The following is a 16,791-nucleotide window of genomic DNA, read 5'->3' as shown; positions in this document are numbered from 1 at the left end:
TCGTAGAAAGTTCATTCTCTGCACTGCTTGCGCAATGACGGCAACAGAATATTTTCGGCGCTATGGCGTCGGACTGCGAATGGATTTCTACTGCGTCGATGGCCGATTGAATATTTGCCCAGCCTCTCCCGCTTTGCCCTCCCTACAAAATCACACCGGCCTGATCTTCACCTTCAGCCCGTCACGCGGCTTCGGGATCGGCCACATCTGCCAATTCGCCTTGTAGCCGGGCTCCAGCGACACCTCCAGATTCTGCAGGAAATGCCGGGCGAAGGTCTTCGCCTGCATGTAGGCGAAGTGCAGGCCGAGGCACATATGCGCGCCGCCGCCGAACGGCACCCAGGCGAAGCGGTGGCGGTTGCGCTGCGCTTCCTCGGAGAAGCGCAAGGGGTCGAACTTGTCCGGCTCCGGAAAGATGTCGGGCATGTGATGCGTGTACAGCGGATTGATGCCGACCGCCGTGCCGGCGGGGATGTCGTATCCGCGGAACGAGAAATCGCGCACCGCGCGGCGCGGCATCGAGGGTACCGGCGGCTTGAGCCGCAGCGCTTCCTTGAAGGCCATTTCCGACAGCGGCATCTTCTCCAGGTTGTCGATGCTGGAGGGGTCGTTGGCCTCGATGCCGAGGCCCTTCACTTCGTCGCGCAGCTGCGCCTGCCATTCCGGATTGGCGGCGAGCTCGCCGACAAAGGTGGTGAGCGAGGAGGTCAGCGTGTCGTGCGCGGCCATCATCAAAAAGCTCATGTGGTCGATGATGTCCTGGGTCGACAGCAGCGCGCCGTCCTCGTGCGTGGCCTGGCACAGCTGCGAGAACAGATCGTCGCCGCCCCGGGCGCGGCGGATCGGGATCTGCTCGGAGAAATAGGCGACGATGCGCTTGCGCCCCGCGACGCCGCGGCCCATCTGCGTGAACGGCAGGGGTGTGCGGATCGGCGCCACGGCGGCCGCCACCATGTCGACGAAGGCGCGGGTGACCTCGTCGACCTCGGGCCCGATGTCGGCGCCGAGGAAGGAGGTTGCCGCCAGATCCAGCGTCAGCTGCTTCATGGCCGGATACACCAGCATCTCGCCCGGCTGCGCCTTCCACTGCCTGACGCGCGCGGCGATGCCGCGGTCGAGATCGACCAGATAGGACTTCATCGGCCCCGACTTGAACGCCACCGACAGCGCGCGGCGGTGCAGGCGATGCTCCTCGAAATCCAGCAGCATCAGTCCGCGCGGAAACAGCAGGCCCAGGATCGGTCCCCAGCCATGGGTGGAGGAGAAAAGCCGCCCCTGGTCGAACAGCACGAGTTCGTTGGCGTCGGGCCCGAGCAGGGTGATGCTGGTCTCGCCGAACAGATGGGTACGGTAGATCGGGCCGAATCTGGCGGCCGACTTCTCGATCTGCCCCTTGGGGTCGGCCAGCACCTTCAGCGTGTTGCCGATGAACGGCCAGCCTTCGTCTCCGGGAATGTGCCGCAGCGCCTTCGGATTCGGCGGCACCGGGACATTGGCGGGCGAAACCACACTCTGCATCGACATGGCGGTCACTCCGATTGGGCGAGCGGAAAATAGCCGGTTGTGCCGGCGCCGCAAAGCCTCTCCCTGCGGCGCAATTGCGCCACAAGGCCGCAAGCTCACGGGAATGTCAGAACGGCGTGAGGCAATGCGACGTCGAAATTGCCGCGCCACTGGCGACTGCGCGATGCAAAGGCTTTCGTCATGGCCGGGCTTGCTGCCTTCGCTAAAGCTTCGGCGGGCCGGGCGAGTTCGTTGCCCCGGCGGAGCCTTGGCGGAGACGGGACCCGGCCATCCACGCCCTTCTTGCAGGTCGCCCCAAAGACGTGGATGCCCGGGACAAGCCCGGGCATGACGAACCGATAGGGCGGGCCTCGCTTACGCCTTGCGCTTCGCCGCTTCCTTCTGCAAATCCGGCGCGTTCGCCGTGGCGATCGGGACGCGGCCGGGTCCGGTTTCCGCGAGCGCAGCGGCGGCCTTGTCGTTGCCGAGGATCTTCGCCATCACGGCTTCGCCGGCCCGCTCGAACACGGCGCGGTTCTCGATCACGAACTTCTGCGACTTGCGCAGGCTGTCGATGTAGCCGTTGATCTCCGGCACCACGTAGCGCGCGACCAGGTCCCAGCTCCGGCGGGTGGCTTCGATGTTGGCCCAGTCATGCGCGAAGCCGATGATGCTGCCGACACCGCCCGACAGTTTCATCACGTTCTTGATCAGCTGCACGAGGTCGTCGGGCGTTCCAATGGCGGACGCCGCGCCGTCGACGAAAGCGGTTTGATCGACGGCCTCGTCGGGCGATTTGAACGCCGTGACGCCCGGCCGCATCAGCGTGCCGACATTATATTCGTTGTGCCAGCGCAACAGCCCCTCGCGGGCCTCACGCCGCGCCTGCTCGCGGGTCTCGGCGACGTGCCAGGAGAGCAGCACACGCCAGTTGGCGCGGCTCACCTGGGTGCCGGCCTTCTTCGCCGCATCCTCGGCGAACTCCCATTGCTGCGCGAGCGACATCAGGCCCTTGGTCGACATCGAGCCGAGCGAGATGATGCCGATGCCGTATTTGCCGGCGAGCGTCATGCCGGACGGAGAGATCATGGACGCCACCACGCACGGCATGTCTTCCTGCAAGGGCAGGATCTGCAGCGCGGCGTCGTTCATCGTGAACCAATCGCTCTTCGCGGTGACGCGCTCGCCGGCGAACAGGCGGCGGATCACGCCGATCGCTTCGTCCTGGCGGTCGCGCTGCGTCATCGGATCGATGCCGAGCGTGTGAGCGTCGGAGGCGAGCGCGCCGGGGCCGGAGCCGAAGATGGCGCGTCCCCCCGTCATGTGGTCGAGCTGCACCATGCGCTGCGCCACGTTGAAGGGATGATGATAGGGCAGCGAGATCACGCCGGTGCCGAGCTTGATGCGCTTGGTGCGCTCGCCGGCCGCGGCCAGGAACATTTCCGGCGAGGCGATCATCTCCCAACCCGAGGAGTGGTGCTCGCCGCACCAGAATTCGTCATAGCCGAGCTCATCGAGCTGATCGACGAAGGCGAGGTCGCGGCGGAATTGCAGCATCGGATGCTCGCCGATCGGGTGATGCGGGGCGAGGAACGCTCCGAACTTCAGGCGCGCCATGGGGTTCTCTCCGGATTTTTTCTTGTCGGATTTCGGCCCTACGGTACGGTCTGGCCGCGCCCAAGGCAATGCGCGGAGCACGGGCGACGATGCATGGTGGCCGTGTCAGGCATGCGCCATGCCGCCGGATGGAATGGCCGTAGCGGCTTGACGCAAATTCCGGCCGCCTTGTCGCAACGCTCCCGCGTGCGCAAGCGGAAGCAATGACGACGGCCCCGGACATGCATCGGCGCACCGCCGGCCCACTTCATTGCTTCAGCCCCATTTGCTCTCGCAATCGTTACCTCCGTCGCATTGCCGTCATGGAAGCGCCGCGTGATGCCGAATTGACACTTCACCGCGATTTCAGGGGATCGGCCAACATGCGGTCTTTTTAATCGACGCGGCAGCAACTATCTCTCTGGGCCAACGTTGTAATCGTCACCGCTCCAGGGGCCGCTTTTTGCGCTCGCTCGCCGCCAATATCGATTTCCTGCGCCGTCTTCCGAAGCTGACCGGACTCAACGGCTTCGTGCCGTACGGCCGCAGCCGCATGTCCGGCGTGCGCAGTCCGCTCGTCGAGGTGACGGATTTCGGCGCCAACCCCGGCGCCTTGCGGATGTTCACCTACCTGCCGCCGGATCTGCAGCGGCGGCCTGCGCTGGTCGTGGTGCTGCATGGCTGCGGCCAGGACGCCGCCGGCTACGATCACGGCGCCGGCTGGTCTACGCTCGCCAAGCGCTATGGCTTTGCGCTGCTGATGCCGCAGCAGCAGCAGATCAACAACGCCAACACCTGCTTCAACTGGTTCAATCCGGAAGACGTCGGGCGCGACCAGGGCGAGGCCGCCTCGATCCGCCGCATGATCGACAAGATGGTCTACGACCACAAGATCAATCGCCGCCGCATCTACATCACCGGCCTTTCCGCCGGCGGCGCGATGACGGCGGCGATGCTCGCGATCTATCCGGAAGTCTTCGCCGCGGGTGCGGTGATCGCCGGCCTGCCGTACGGCATCGCGGGCAATGTGCGCGAGGCGCTCAGCGGTATGTTGGCCTCGCCCGCGCGCCCGGCGCGCGAGCTCGGCGATCTCGTGCGCAGCGCCTCGGATCATCGCGGCCCCTGGCCGCGGCTCTCGGTGTGGCACGGCAGCGAGGACCGCACCGTGCATCCCGGCAATGCCGACGAGATCGTCAAGCAATGGCTCGACCTGCACGGTCTGCCGGAAGCGCCGATGTCGGAGTCGACTGTGGACGGCTATCCGCACGAGGTGTGGTGGAATGCGGAAGGCAAGACCGTGGTGGAGTCCTACACCATCTCGGGCATGGCGCACGGCACGCCGATCGGGCTCGCCGACAATGACGAGCGTTACGGCTTCGAGGGCGCCTTCCTGATCGAGGCCGGCATCTCCTCGTCCTGGCACATCGCCAATTTCTTCGGCCTGACGCGCCGCCTGCGCCGGAGCAAGGCGCAAGCCGAGGCCGCCGCGATTTCCGTGCTGAGCGCCGCGGCAAGAGAACGCGCCAGGCCGTTTCCGGCCATCGCGCCCGTCACGCTGCAGAACCCCGATCTCCCCGAGGCGCTCTGGCCGCGCACCACGCCGACAGGGCGTCCCGAGCCGGCCAAGCGCCGCCGCAGCTTCGACGTCGGCGGCGTCATCGCCCGCGCGCTGACCGCCGCGGGATTGAGGAAGTAACGCCGGCAGCCGTGACCGGCTGGAGCCGGTCGTCAGCCCCGGATGAAGCTTTCGTAGACCCAGATTCCGATTTCGATCGCGATCAGCAACACGATCAGCAGCTCCACGCGGTTTTCGCGCCGGGCGTTGATCAGCTCGGTAAGCCCGCTCGTCATCACCTCGATGACGTCCAGCTTGCGCGATACCGACTTCGCCCGCTTCTTCAGATGGTAGGCGTCGGCAAGGCGCTCGCATAGATGACCGGGCTCGCCGTCGCCAGGCGGAAAATCGGGTCTCTCCTCGACCTCCACCCGCTCGAGAAGGCGACGATGGGTCCGGAAGGCCTGCCCTACGGTGCGCAGCATCCGGCGCCGGTTCATCGGCAGCCGGCCGGTGTCGGCCAGGTCGCCGGTGAAAGGCTCGAGCGCCAGCAGCAATTTCCTCACCTCCTCTTCCTCGAAGGCGAGGGCGACGTTCTTGGCGAGCGCATCGGCGATGACGACGAGGGCGGCCGGCGACTTGTCCTTGATGGTGATGCGGTCGCCCGCGATCCTCGTGTTTGGTCCGAGCTCGATCTCCGATGCGACGACGGCCGCCGTATCGAGCCGGTCCTCGATGCGGCCTTCGATCTCTTTCAGGACGGCTTCCTGCTCGGCCGCCGAGGCGCCGATGAAGACGACCGTACCGTAGGAGAACAGCGCGGCGACACGGCCGTTCTCCAGCCGCAGCATCGGCGGCGATCTGGAAGGCACCTCGAGCGGGGCGAGGCCGGCAAGGTCGAGGCCGGTCAGGTTGAGCCGGCCGCCGAGCCGAAGCGCGCGCGCGGACAGCCGCTGCTGCGGTACTGCGCGCGCAGGCTTGATCAGATTGTCGGCCATTTCATCTTGAGCGGCTCGTTTCCCGTCTTGCAGTTTCCCGCAGGGCGCAGGAACCGCCTTGAGCTGCGTCAAGCTTTCACGGACCGGCCGCGGCCGTCCGTCAGCCCTCGATCTCGCCAGTCAGGAACGGATTCGTCATCCGCTCCTGCCCGATGCTCGAGCCCGCGCCGTGTCCGCAGACAAAGCCGACGTCGTCGCCGAGCGGCAGCAGCTTCTTCGTGATCGAATTGATCAGCGTGGCGTGGCTGCCGCCGGGCAGGTCGGTGCGGCCGACCGAGCCCGCGAACAGGACGTCGCCGACAAGGGCAAAACGCAGCTCGTTCGAGAAGAACACGATCGAGCCCGGCGAATGGCCGGGGCAATGCAGAATGTCGAAGGTGAGCTTGCCGATCTCAACCTGCTCGCCTTCGTCGAGCCAGCGGTCGGGCCCGAAATTGCGCACGTCCGTCATGCCGAAGCGCGCGCCGGAGGAGACGACGTTGTCGAGCAGGTATTTGTCGGCGATGTGCGGTCCTTCGATCGTGACGCCGAGCGCGTCGCGCAGCTCCGCAGCGCCACCGACATGATCGATATGGCCATGGGTGATCCAGATCTTCTCGACGGCAACGCCGGTCTGCTTGATCGCTTCCTGGATTCTCGGCACGTCGCCGCCGGGATCGATCACCGCCGCCTTCCTGGTGGCCTCGCACCACAGAATGGTGCAGTTCTGCTCGAACAGCGTCACCGGCACGATGGTCGCGCCGGCCTTCGCCTTGGTCTGAGTTTGCTCGTTCATGGGGGGCACCATAGCCCTCCCGAGCAAGGGGTCAACTGCGGGCCGGATCACGGCGCCGCGAACTGTGATAGGGTCACGTCGACGAAACAATTTGGGGCGAGGCCGGTTTCCGCAAGGGTGAGGCCGCGTATTCTCGGCATGGATCAGGTATCGGAATCGCCGCTTGACGCAACGCGGGTCACCGCCCGCGCCTTCTTTGTCGCCGAGCGCATCAACACCGCCGGCCTCGAACGCGGCGACGTGCTGTCCACCGCGCCGCTGGCCTTCCGCGTCGGCGACAACGGCGTCGCGGTGCTGTTCCGTTACGGCGTCGTGGTGCTGATCGGCCGCAATGCGCTGGAGGAGGACGAATTCCTGCGCGGTCTGGAGCATCGCATGACCGGCGCGTTCGCACGGCGCGAGGAGGAGATTGCGGCCATCGAGCTTGCCTCCGACAAGGACGACCAGATTCCGCCGGGCGGTCCGATCTGCCTGCAAAGCCTGTCGCCGGAGCGGCTGATCCTGATCGCGGAGGCGCTGGCCAAGAGCGTGGTGCTGGCGCGGCACGAGCGCGAGGTCGCCGCCGTCTTCGACAAGACCGAGCCGTTCGCGCGAGAGCTCGCGAACAGCGGGCGCATGGCTGGCGGCCGCCGAGCCATCCTGCAACAGATCGGCAACGCGCTGTCGGTGCGCCATCGCGTCACCGGGCCGGTCGCGGTTTCCGAAAAGCCCGACATCCTCTGGGACAAGCCGCAGCTCGAGCGGCTCTATGCCCGGCTCGCGGACGAGTACGAGCTGAAGGAGCGCGCCGAGGCGCTCAACCGCAAGCTCGAGGTGATCGCCGAATCCGCGCAAGTGTTGACCGACATCATCGACACCCGCCGCGCGCTGCGACTGGAACTGATCATCGTGCTCCTGATCCTGTTCGAGGTGCTGGTGACGATCTACCAGCTCGCGTTGCGCACGCTCGGGTGATGCGCTGCCGCCGGGACACGAGACAGCCAATGCGGCCGGGCCTTGGCATTGTCATACCGGCGTCGCCAAAGCCCGTTTGAACCTGTCCACGGTTCCGGCGTTACCCGGCGAAGCAAATTCTGGCAATGGGCGGCAGGATGAAACACGACGACCATCTCTGGTGGCGGCATGGCATCTTCTACCAGGTCTATCCGCGCTCGTTCCAGGATACCGACGGCGACGGCGTCGGCGACCTCAAGGGCGTCACGGCGCGGCTGCCCTATATCGCCTCGCTCGGTGTCGATGCGGTCTGGCTGTCGCCGATCTTCACCTCGCCGATGGCCGACTTCGGCTATGACGTCGCCGATTACAGGGGTATCGACCCCCTGTTCGGCACCATGGCGGATTTCGACGAGCTGCTGGCGGCCGCGCATGCCCGCGGGATGAAGCTCATCCTCGATCTGGTGCCGAACCATTCCTCCGACAAGCACCCGTGGTTCGTCGAGAGCCGCGCCTCGCGCGATAGCCCGAAGCGCGACTGGTACATCTGGCGCGATGCCGCCCCCGACGGCGGCGTGCCCAACAACTGGCTGTCGGAATTCGGCGGCAGTGCCTGGGAATACGATGCGGCGACGGGGCAGTATTATTACCACGCCTTTCTCAAGGAGCAGCCCGACCTCAACTGGCGCAACGCAGAGGTGCGCGAGGCGATCTTCGAGGTGATGCGCTTCTGGCTCGCCAAGGGCGTCGACGGCTTTCGCGTCGACGTGATCTGGCACCTGATCAAGGACGACGCCTTCCGCGACGATCCGCCGAATCCCGACTTTCACGAGGGCCTGCCGCCGAACCGCGCCGTCGTGCATTTCCATTCCGCCGACCGGCCGGAGATCCACGAAGTCATCGCCGAAATGCGCCGCGTCAGCGATGAATTTGCCGCGCGGGTGCTGATCGGCGAAATCTATCTGCCGGTCGAGCGTCTCGTCGCCTATTACGGCAAGGATCTTGCCGGCGCGCATCTGCCGTTCAATTTCGCGCTGATCTCCACCGCCTGGCATGCGCGCGAGATCGAGGATCTGGTCGCGCGCTATGAAGCCGCGCTGCCGCCCGGCGCATGGCCGAACTGGGTGCTGGGCAATCACGACAAGGTGCGCCTCGCCTCCCGCATCGGCCGCGACCAGGCCCGCGTCGCCGCCATGCTGCTGCTCACATTGCGGGGAACGCCCACGCTCTATTACGGCGACGAAATCGGCATGCCGCAGGTCGCCATCGCGCCGGAACAGGTGCGCGATCCCTTCGAGAAGAACGTGCCCGGCCTTGCCGTCGGCCGCGACGGCTGCCGCACGCCGATGCAATGGGACGCCTCGGCGCATGCGGGCTTCTCCGACGCCGCACCGTGGCTGCCGCTGGCGAAGGATTGGCCGAGCGAGAACGTCGCGCTGCTGGCTGCCGCCCCGCGCTCGATCCTCAACCTCTACCGTGCCTTGATCGCGCTGCGAAAGGAGCTGCCGGCGCTCGCACTCGGCGACTATGTGCCTATCGAGGCGGAGGGCGATCTGCTGGTCTATGTCAGGAAGAGCGCAGGGGGCGCCGTCGCCGTCGCGCTGAACCTCGGCGCCTCGCCGGCGTCGTTCCCGATTCGCGGCGAGATACTGCTGTCGACCTCGATGGACCGGCAGGGCGAGAAGGTAGACGGCCGGCTCCGGCTTCGTGCCAATGAAGGCGTGATCGTCGCTACGTGATCGGTGTCGTCCCTGCGAACGCAGGGACCCATACGCCGTGGCGGACGCTGTTGAAGTAAAGTGGAGGACGGCTTTCCTTCAACAACTTCTCCCTGTGGTTATGGGTCCCTGCATTCGCAGGGACGACAGCTGGGTGCAGGGGGCCGACGGATGGCTTCGCCGGGACGACATGTCGATAGAGCCGTACCCAACCACTCACCGCTTGATCTGCGCGCGCAGCGTGTCCTCGACCACGCGGTCGAACGAGGAAGCCTTCGGCGGCGCCTTGGCGCGCGCGTCGGCGAGGTACTTGTCGCGCCTGGCCACCAGCGCGGCGAGCTTCTCGTTCAGCGCCTTGCGCCGGGTCATCTGCTTGTTGACCTCGCCCATGCGCTGTTCGGGTTTCATCGCCCGAAGATGGGCCGGCAGGTCGTCGTCCTTGATGTCGGAAAAGCTGGTACGGCCGGCGTTGATGTCGGCGACGAGATCGCCGTCGCCGGTCACGGCCTCCGACGACACCCTGGCGCGCTTGTTGAGATAGCTCGCCATTTCCGAGGCCTGCGCGGGAGCCGCGGCGGCCACCTGCGAAAGCTGCTTGGTCTTTTCCTCGGTGCGGCGCTGCAACGCGTGCGGGCCGTAGGGGATCACGGTCCCGTTGATCTCCCGTTGCAGGATGATGATGTCCTCGTCATAGGGCGTCTCGATGACGACGACCTGGCCGCCGTCCTGCGGGATCGGAATGAAGCGGCCATCGCCGTTCTGGGCGATGTCGCGCCAGACCCGCTCGGTCTCGCGCGCGTTGCCGGCCAGCACCGCGTTGACGACGATGTCCTTTTGCCTGGCGACCTTCAGCGTCACCGGATATTTGGTGTCCTGCTCGTAGTCCATGTGCGGCGGGGCATCGCCGACCAGGAAGACGATGCGGCGGACGTCGTTGCCGTCGGTCCATTTCATCTTGTTGACGGCGGCATCGAGCGCCTCGTTGACGCTCTCCGGCCAGTCGCCGCCGCCGCGCGCCCGCAATTCCAGCAGGTTCGCGTAGAGGTCCTGGATGTCGGTGGTGAGCTCGAATTTCCTGGTGACGTATTCGTCGCCGATGTCGCGGTAGGCGACCAGCCCCATCCGGATGTCGGCGTCGGGATTGGAATCGACGATCGCGGTGGCGATCGACCAGATCTTGCGCTTGGCGCCCTCGATCAGGCCGCCCATCGAGCCCGTGGTGTCGAGCACGAAGGCGACCTCGACGGCGGGTCTTGCGACGGCGGCCGAGGGGACGGCGATGGGCAGGGCGGCAAGGACGGGAAGGGTAGCGGCGAAGGCAAGCGTTCGGGTGACGATGCGCGGCATCGTTGTTCTCCTCCAGTGCGTTCGTCCCCTGAAGGGCAGGTTCCGCCGGCTTCGCGGTTCCCTGAGGTCGAAATCGTGGCGGGCCGGGTACCAATTTGCGGCCGGTCCGGCCCATTGATGAACGGATTGGACCGGCGGCATGATCCCGGAAACGTGGGCACCGGTTTTCCGAGAGGATCATGCCCAAACAGGAATGTGCGTCAGGGCGGAATCGGCTAGGCTCGGAAGCCATGGAATCGCCCGCCCGCCAGATCCACCTCGTGCCCCCGCCGGACCGCCGCCAGTCGGAGACGGCGCTGGCGGTTGCCCGCGGCACGGCGCGGCTATTGCGCTCGCTCGGCTTTGCCTGCGTCAGCGAATTGCCGCTGCCCTCCGGCCGCCGCGCCGACCTCGTGGCGCTCAACGAACGCGGCGAGATCTGGATCGTCGAGATCAAGTCGTCGCTGGAGGATCTGCGCGCCGACCAGAAATGGCCGGAATACCGCGCCCATTGCGACCGGCTGTTCTTCGCCTTCACGGCCGAGCTGCCTTGCGAGATTTTCCCGGCCGGCACCGGCCTGATCGTGGCGGACGCCTATGGCGCCCACCTGCATTGCGAGGCGCCGGAGCATCGCCTGCCCGCGGCGACCCGCAAGTCGATGACCGTGCGTTTCGCGATGGCCGCCGCCCAGCGCATCAACCGCCTTGTCGACCCGCAGGGCCATGAAGAGATTTGAAGGAAGCCGTAGGGTGGGCAAAGGCGCACTCGCGCCGTGCCCACCTTTCAAATCGCGATCGGAGAGGTGGGCACGCTTCGCTTTTGCCCACCCTACGAGTACTGGAGACGTTCATGCCTTCCGAATCCCGCTCGCCGCGCCTCGCCGTCCTCATCGATGCCGACAACACCTCGTCGAAGATCGCCGACGGATTGTTCGAGGAGATTGCCAGGCTCGGGGAGGCGAGCGTCCGCCGGATCTACGGCGACTTCTCCCATCCGCGATCCAGGGGCTGGACCGACATCCTCGCCAAGCATGCCATCATTCCGCAGCAGCAGTTCGCCTACACGACCGGCAAGAACGCATCCGACATCACGCTGGTCATCGATGCGATGGACCTTCTGCACAGCGGCCGCTTCGACGGATTCTGCCTCGTTTCCTCCGACAGCGATTTTACGCGGCTAGCCGCCCGCATCCGCGAGCAGGGAGTGGATGTCTTCGGCTTTGGCGAGCAAAAGACCCCGGAGAGCTTCCGGCAAGCCTGCCGAAGGTTTGTCTACACGGAAAACCTGCTGGCACCGGCGTCGAACAGTCAGGACGCCGCCGCCCCCGTGAAATCGCTGCAGCCGGCCAGCGCGGCTACGCCGATCATCAAGAAGATCATCAACCAGATGGACAGCGAAGACGGGTGGGTGACGCTGGGGGAAGTCGGCACGCAGCTTGCAAACCTCGCTTCGGATTTCGACCCCAGAAACTACGGCTTTCGCAAGCTCAGCGACCTCGTCCGCAAGACGGATGCGTTCGACATCGAAGAACAGAAGGGCGGGGCCGTCCGAATTCGCAGGAAGGTCGCCGCGAAGGCCGCACCCCCGAAGGCGGCGGCCAAGGCCGCGACGTGAACTCAGCGCGGCGCGCGCTTGGCCAATATCCGCTGCAGGGTGCGGCGGTGCATGTTGAGGCGGCGCGCGGTCTCCGAGACGTTGCGGTTGCACATCTCGTAGATGCGCTGGATGTGCTCCCAGCGCACGCGGTCCGCCGACATCGGGTTGGACGGCAGTTCCGACTTCTCGGTGCCGGTGGCGAGCAGCGCGGCGACGACGTCGTCGGCGTCCGCGGGCTTGGAGAGATAGTCGACCGCGCCCATCTTCACCGCGGTCACGGCGGTGGCGATGTTGCCGTAGCCGGTCAGCACGATGGCGCGCGCGTCGGGGCGCTTGCGCTTCAGGGCGGAGACGACGTCGAGGCCGTTGCCGTCGCCGAGCCGCAGATCGACCACGGCAAAGGCGGGCGCCGCGCGGCCGATCTGCGCCAGCCCGTCCGACACCGTGTCGCAGGAAGTGACGGTGAAGCCGCGGGTTTCCATGGCGCGCGACAGCCGCTCCAGGAACGGCTTGTCGTCCTCCACGATCAGAAGCGAGCGATCGGCGTGGTCGGCGAGTTCGGTGCTGGCAGCGGTCAAGTCGGGCGTCCCTGCTATGAGCGATCTTGAACATATGGCGCGTCGATCCGCCGCTGCCAAGGCCGTAAAACGTCTGATCCTGCGCGGCCAAATACCGCTGTGGAATGGTTAACTCGTTGACTCCCCTACGGGTTCCTCCGCTTCGAAGCGGCTGCGCGGCCACACGATCTGCACCACGGCGCCGTGATCGGGGAAGGTGCGGTTGGCAAACGACACCTTGGCCCCGGTGCGCTCAAGCAGCGTGCGGGCGATGAACACGCCAAGGCCCATGCCGCGGCGGATGCCGTCGTCGGCGCTCGGCCGGCGCGACACATAGGGCTCGCCGATCCGCCTCAGCATGTCGGGCGCGATCCCCGGGCCGTCGTCGGAGATCACGATCTCGACGGTGTCGCTGTTCCACCACGCATTCACCTCGACCGCATCGCGGGCGAAGTCGACCGCGTTCTCCAGGATGTTGCCGATGCCATAGAGGATCGCGGGATTGCGCGCCCCGACCGGCTCGCTCGAGGGCGCGACCGCGATCCGCACGTTGATGTCGACGCCGAAATCGCGGTGCGGCGCCACCACCTCCTCGATCAGCAGCGACAGCTCCATGCGGTCGAACGGCGCACCGGCGGCGGAGAGCTGCGCGATTTTTGCCAGGATATCGCGGCAGCGCGTCGCCTGCTCGCGTAACGTCTTCAGGTCGGCGGTGAGCGGGCCCTCCGGCACGGTCTTCTCCAGCTCGCGCGAGATCAGGAAGATGGTCGACAGCGGCGTACCGAGCTCGTGCGCAGCGGCGGCCGCCAGGCCGTCGAGCTGGGTCAAATGCTGCTCGCGCGCCAGCACCAGCTCGGTGGCAGCCAGCGCGTCGGAAAGCTTCCGGGATTCCTCGGTGACCTGGAACGCATAAAGGCTGGTGACGCCGATCGCGAGCACGATGGAAAGCCAGACTCCGAACAGATAGATCGGCGGCAGCACCAGCGGGTCTTCGGGGTCCCACGGCAGGGGATAGTGATAGAAGACGAGGTTGGACGCGCAGGCCACCGCGACGAAGCCCAGCGCCATGGTCAGCCGCACCGGCAGGGCGGTGGCGGAGATCAGCACCGGCGCGAGGAACAGGAACGAGAAGGGATTTTGCAGGCCGCCCGTGAGGAACAGCAGGCCCGCGAGCTCGACGATGTTGAGCGCCAGCAGCGCCGCTGCGTAGATCGGCTCCAGCCGCTGCATCGGATTGAAGATGGTCTGCACCGCCAGATTGATCAGCGCCGACAGGCCGATGATCACGAGGCAGGGAACGACCGCGAAATCGAAATTCAGTCCCTGCGAGACGATGAAGACGGCGGCGATCTGGCCCAGCACCGCTAGCCAGCGCAGCCGCAGGATGGTGTCGAGACGGACGTAGCGGCTCGGATGGCGGAATTCGGAAGGCGCTACGTCGGTCATCCCGGCAGCTTACCCGTCGCCCGCCGCGATCACAAATTGGCCAGACGGCCGCAAAGCCTTGCACTCGCGCGCCCGATGGCCCAATGAACCGCGTATGACGCTTGTCGCCGATGCGCCCGCGAACACGCCCGCCGCCGCCCCGAAATCGGCGGCGATCGATGTCGAGCATCTCGTCAAGGTCTACAAGACCACCCGCGCGGTCGACGACGTCACCTTCCGCATCGCGCGCGGCAGCATCACGGGGCTGCTCGGCGGCAACGGCGCCGGCAAGACCACCACCATCGCCATGATCATGGGGCTGGTGCTGCCGACCTCGGGCCGCATCCACGTGCTCGGCCACGCGATGCCCGACGAAAGCCATTCCGTGCTGGGGCGGATGAATTTCGAAAGCCCCTATGTCGACATGCCGATGCGGCTGACGGTGCGGCAGAACCTCACCATCTTCGGCCGCCTCTACGCCGTGCCGGACTTGCGCGCCCGCATCGCGCAGCTGGCCTCCGACCTCGACCTCGCCGAATTCCTCGACCGCGCCAACGGAAAACTCTCGGCCGGGCAGAAGACGCGCGTGGCGCTGGCCAAGGCGCTGATCAACGAGCCGGAGCTGCTCTTGCTGGACGAGCCGACCGCTTCGCTCGATCCGGATACCGCCGACTGGGTGCGGCGGCATCTGGAGAACTACCGCAAACGCCACAACGCCACGATCCTGCTGGCCTCGCACAACATGCTCGAGGTCGAGCGGCTCTGCGACCGCGTCATCATCATGAAGCGCGGCCGGATCGAGGACGACGACGGGCCGGGGCAGATCATGGCGCGCTATGGCCGCGGCACGCTGGAGGAAGTCTTTCTCGACGTTGCCCGCGGCCGCGACCGGGAGGGGCTGCGATGAGCGAGCTTGCCGCGGGCGAGGGGCGGGGCATCGCGCTGCATCGCATCAACGCGATGGTCTTGCGCTACTGGTACCTGCTGCTGTCGTCCTGGCCGCGGCTGCTGGAGCTGATCTACTGGCCGGCGCTGCAGATCATCACCTGGGGCTTTCTGCAAAACTATATCGCGCAGAACGACGGCTTCTTCGCCCGCGCCGGCGGCACGCTGATCGGCGCCGTGATCCTGTGGGACATCCTGTTCCGCGGCCAGCTCGGCTTCTCGATCTCGTTCCTGGAGGAAATGTGGGCGCGCAACCTCGGCAACCTCATGATGAGCCCGCTGAAGCCGATCGAGTTCCTGATCGCGCTGATGGCGATGAGCCTCATTCGCCTCGCCATCGGCGTGATCCCGATGACGCTGCTTGCGTACTTCTTCTTCGACTTCAATTTCTATTCGATCGGCCTGCCGCTGATCGCGTTCTTCTGCAACCTGATCTTCTTCAGCTGGTCGATCGGCATCTTCGTGTCGGGCCTGGTGCTGCGCAACGGCCTTGGCGCGGAGAGCATCGTCTGGACGCTGATGTTCGGCGTGATGCCGCTCGCCTGCATCTACTATCCCGTCAGCGTGCTGCCCGGCTGGCTGCAATACGCCGCCTGGACGCTGCCGCCGACCTATGTGTTCGAGGGGATGCGGGCGCTGCTGATCGAGCACAGTTTCCGCAGCGATCTGATGCTTGATTCGCTTGCGCTCAATGCGGTGCTGCTTGTTGCATCATTTCTGGTCTTCCTGGCCCTTTTGCGGAGCGCCAAACGGCACGGATCGCTGCTCGGGGGTGGCGAATAAGTCACATTTCCCCGTGAAATTTCGGGGGTTTTTGGTTTTCTGCCCCCAACCATTAACTAACCGGTACATTGACGCTTTATTGCGCTTCTTGCAGTATGCTGCGACGCAAAACAGGGCTTGAGGGACACATGGCGATCGGTAAATTGGACGATGCACCGCCGCTGGCAATCGGTGAATTTGGCGGCGCACCTGGCCTGGCAGGCGGAGGCGGTCCGGCACTAACGACGCCGATGTACTGGATGTATGAGATGGCCCACGCCTCTCTCAATCCGGCCCGCGCCGTCACCGACGCCACCAAGATCCTGTTTCAAAATCCGCTCAACCCCTGGACCCATACCCAGCTCGGCAAATCCATCGCCGCCGCCTGCGAATTGTTCGAACGCACCACGCGCCGTTACGGCAAGCCGGACTGGGGCCTCGACGAAACCCAGGTCAATGGCGTCCGCGTCCCCGTCGAGGTCCGCTCGGTGTGGGAGAAGCCGTTCTGCCGCCTGCTGCACTTCGACCGCAAGCTGACCCGTCCGCTGCACACGCCGGCGCCGCGCGTGCTGATCGTGGCGCCGATGTCCGGCCACTACGCGACGCTGCTGCGCGGCACGGTCGAAGCCTTCCTGCCGACGCATGAGGTCTACATCACCGACTGGTCGGATGCGCGCATGGTGCCGGTCGTCGAAGGCCGCTTCGATCTCGAGGACTATGTCGATTACGTGATCGAGATGCTGCACGAGCTCGGCGGCAACATGCATGTGATCGCGGTGTGCCAGCCTTCGGTGCCGGTGGTGGCCGCGGTCTCGGTCATGGAGGCCAACGACGATCCCTATGTGCCGATCTCGATGACGCTGATGGGCGGCCCGATCGATACCCGCCGCAATCCAACGTCGGTGAATGCGTTGGCCGAAGACCGCGGCATCGAGTGGTTCCGCAACCACGTCATCACCAAGGTGCCGTTCCCGCATCCCGGCGTGATGCGCGACGTCTATCCGGGCTTCCTGCAGCTCAACGGCTTCATCACCATGAACCTCGACCGGCACATGGACGCCCACAAAGCGCTGTTTGCCAATTTGGTGAAGGGCGACGGCG

The 16,791-nt window shown here is 65.9% G+C and carries 15 protein-coding genes; 8 read left to right on the top strand and 7 right to left on the bottom strand.

All coding sequences use genetic code 11. The features are described 5' to 3' along the window. Positions 1 to 150 precede the first annotated feature (150 nt). Positions 151 to 1,524 carry a cytochrome P450 gene (locus ACT4OC_RS02830; RefSeq protein WP_444837490.1) on the bottom strand — a complete coding sequence of 458 codons (1,374 nt, stop codon included), beginning with the start codon at positions 1,522 to 1,524 and terminating at the stop codon, positions 151 to 153. A gap of 354 nt (positions 1,525 to 1,878) precedes the next feature. Beyond that, the gene (locus tag ACT4OC_RS02825; protein WP_444837489.1) at positions 1,879 to 3,120 is read right to left on the bottom strand and encodes an LLM class flavin-dependent oxidoreductase; all 1,242 of its coding nucleotides are present in this window, start codon (positions 3,118 to 3,120) and stop codon (positions 1,879 to 1,881) included. A gap of 442 nt (positions 3,121 to 3,562) precedes the next feature. Between ACT4OC_RS02825 and ACT4OC_RS02820 the strand changes: the two genes are divergently transcribed. After that, on the top strand, positions 3,563 to 4,795 hold the full coding sequence (locus ACT4OC_RS02820; protein ID WP_444837488.1) for an extracellular catalytic domain type 1 short-chain-length polyhydroxyalkanoate depolymerase: 1,233 nt from the start codon (positions 3,563 to 3,565) through the stop codon (positions 4,793 to 4,795). A gap of 32 nt (positions 4,796 to 4,827) precedes the next feature. Here the strand turns inward: ACT4OC_RS02820 and ACT4OC_RS02815 are convergent, their stop codons facing one another. Together ACT4OC_RS02815 and ACT4OC_RS02810 are read right to left on the bottom strand one after the other, a co-directional pair. Next, on the bottom strand, positions 4,828 to 5,652 hold the full coding sequence (locus ACT4OC_RS02815) for an RMD1 family protein (protein WP_444837487.1): 825 nt from the start codon (positions 5,650 to 5,652) through the stop codon (positions 4,828 to 4,830). Positions 5,653 to 5,752: 100 nt separating this feature from the next. Next, on the bottom strand, positions 5,753 to 6,427 hold the full coding sequence (locus ACT4OC_RS02810) for an MBL fold metallo-hydrolase (protein ID WP_444837486.1): 675 nt from the start codon (positions 6,425 to 6,427) through the stop codon (positions 5,753 to 5,755). Between the two features lie 138 nt (positions 6,428 to 6,565). On the opposite strand from ACT4OC_RS02810, the gene ACT4OC_RS02805 reads away from it, so the two are divergent. Then, positions 6,566 to 7,381 (top strand): RMD1 family protein, encoded by an 816-nt coding sequence (locus ACT4OC_RS02805; RefSeq protein ID WP_444837485.1) that lies wholly within the window; start codon positions 6,566 to 6,568, stop codon positions 7,379 to 7,381. A 137-nt stretch (positions 7,382 to 7,518) separates the two neighbouring features. After that, positions 7,519 to 9,099 carry an alpha-amylase family glycosyl hydrolase gene (locus tag ACT4OC_RS02800; RefSeq protein ID WP_444837484.1) on the top strand — a complete coding sequence of 527 codons (1,581 nt, stop codon included), beginning with the start codon at positions 7,519 to 7,521 and terminating at the stop codon, positions 9,097 to 9,099. Positions 9,100 to 9,294: 195 nt separating this feature from the next. Here the strand turns inward: ACT4OC_RS02800 and ACT4OC_RS02795 are convergent, their stop codons facing one another. Then, entirely contained in the window at positions 9,295 to 10,425 is a 1,131-nt protein-coding gene (locus ACT4OC_RS02795; protein ID WP_444837483.1) for a vWA domain-containing protein, read from the bottom strand. A gap of 230 nt (positions 10,426 to 10,655) precedes the next feature. On the opposite strand from ACT4OC_RS02795, the gene ACT4OC_RS02790 reads away from it, so the two are divergent. Together ACT4OC_RS02790 and ACT4OC_RS02785 are read left to right on the top strand one after the other, a co-directional pair. Further along, a complete protein-coding gene (locus tag ACT4OC_RS02790) occupies positions 10,656 to 11,141 on the top strand; it encodes an MmcB family DNA repair protein (RefSeq protein WP_444837482.1) in 486 nt (161 codons plus the stop codon). Positions 11,142 to 11,254: 113 nt separating this feature from the next. After that, positions 11,255 to 12,019 (top strand): NYN domain-containing protein, encoded by a 765-nt coding sequence (locus tag ACT4OC_RS02785; protein WP_444837481.1) that lies wholly within the window; start codon positions 11,255 to 11,257, stop codon positions 12,017 to 12,019. A gap of 2 nt (positions 12,020 to 12,021) precedes the next feature. On the opposite strand, the gene ACT4OC_RS02780 is transcribed toward ACT4OC_RS02785, so the two are convergent. Beyond that, a complete protein-coding gene (locus ACT4OC_RS02780; RefSeq protein ID WP_444837480.1) occupies positions 12,022 to 12,579 on the bottom strand; it encodes an ActR/PrrA/RegA family redox response regulator transcription factor in 558 nt (185 codons plus the stop codon). A 108-nt stretch (positions 12,580 to 12,687) separates the two neighbouring features. After that, the gene (locus ACT4OC_RS02775; RefSeq protein WP_444837479.1) at positions 12,688 to 14,004 is read right to left on the bottom strand and encodes an ActS/PrrB/RegB family redox-sensitive histidine kinase; all 1,317 of its coding nucleotides are present in this window, start codon (positions 14,002 to 14,004) and stop codon (positions 12,688 to 12,690) included. A 94-nt stretch (positions 14,005 to 14,098) separates the two neighbouring features. Between ACT4OC_RS02775 and ACT4OC_RS02770 the strand changes: the two genes are divergently transcribed. The 3 genes from ACT4OC_RS02770 to phaZ all read left to right on the top strand — a co-directional run. After that, a complete protein-coding gene (locus ACT4OC_RS02770; RefSeq protein ID WP_444837478.1) occupies positions 14,099 to 14,890 on the top strand; it encodes an ABC transporter ATP-binding protein in 792 nt (263 codons plus the stop codon). After that, entirely contained in the window at positions 14,887 to 15,711 is an 825-nt protein-coding gene (locus ACT4OC_RS02765; RefSeq protein ID WP_444837477.1) for an ABC transporter permease, read from the top strand. Before ACT4OC_RS02770 ends, ACT4OC_RS02765 begins: the two co-directional genes overlap by 4 nt. A gap of 161 nt (positions 15,712 to 15,872) precedes the next feature. Further along, on the top strand, positions 15,873 to 16,791 hold a 919-nt coding region (gene phaZ / locus ACT4OC_RS02760; RefSeq protein WP_444837491.1), incomplete at its 3' end, for a polyhydroxyalkanoate depolymerase.

Source organism: Bradyrhizobium sp., assembly GCF_052389815.1.
In the GTDB taxonomy this organism is placed as follows: Bacteria; Pseudomonadota; Alphaproteobacteria; order Rhizobiales; family Xanthobacteraceae; genus Bradyrhizobium.
Note: the sequence above shows the minus strand (reverse complement) of the source record. Positions and strands in the feature narration are given on the sequence as shown.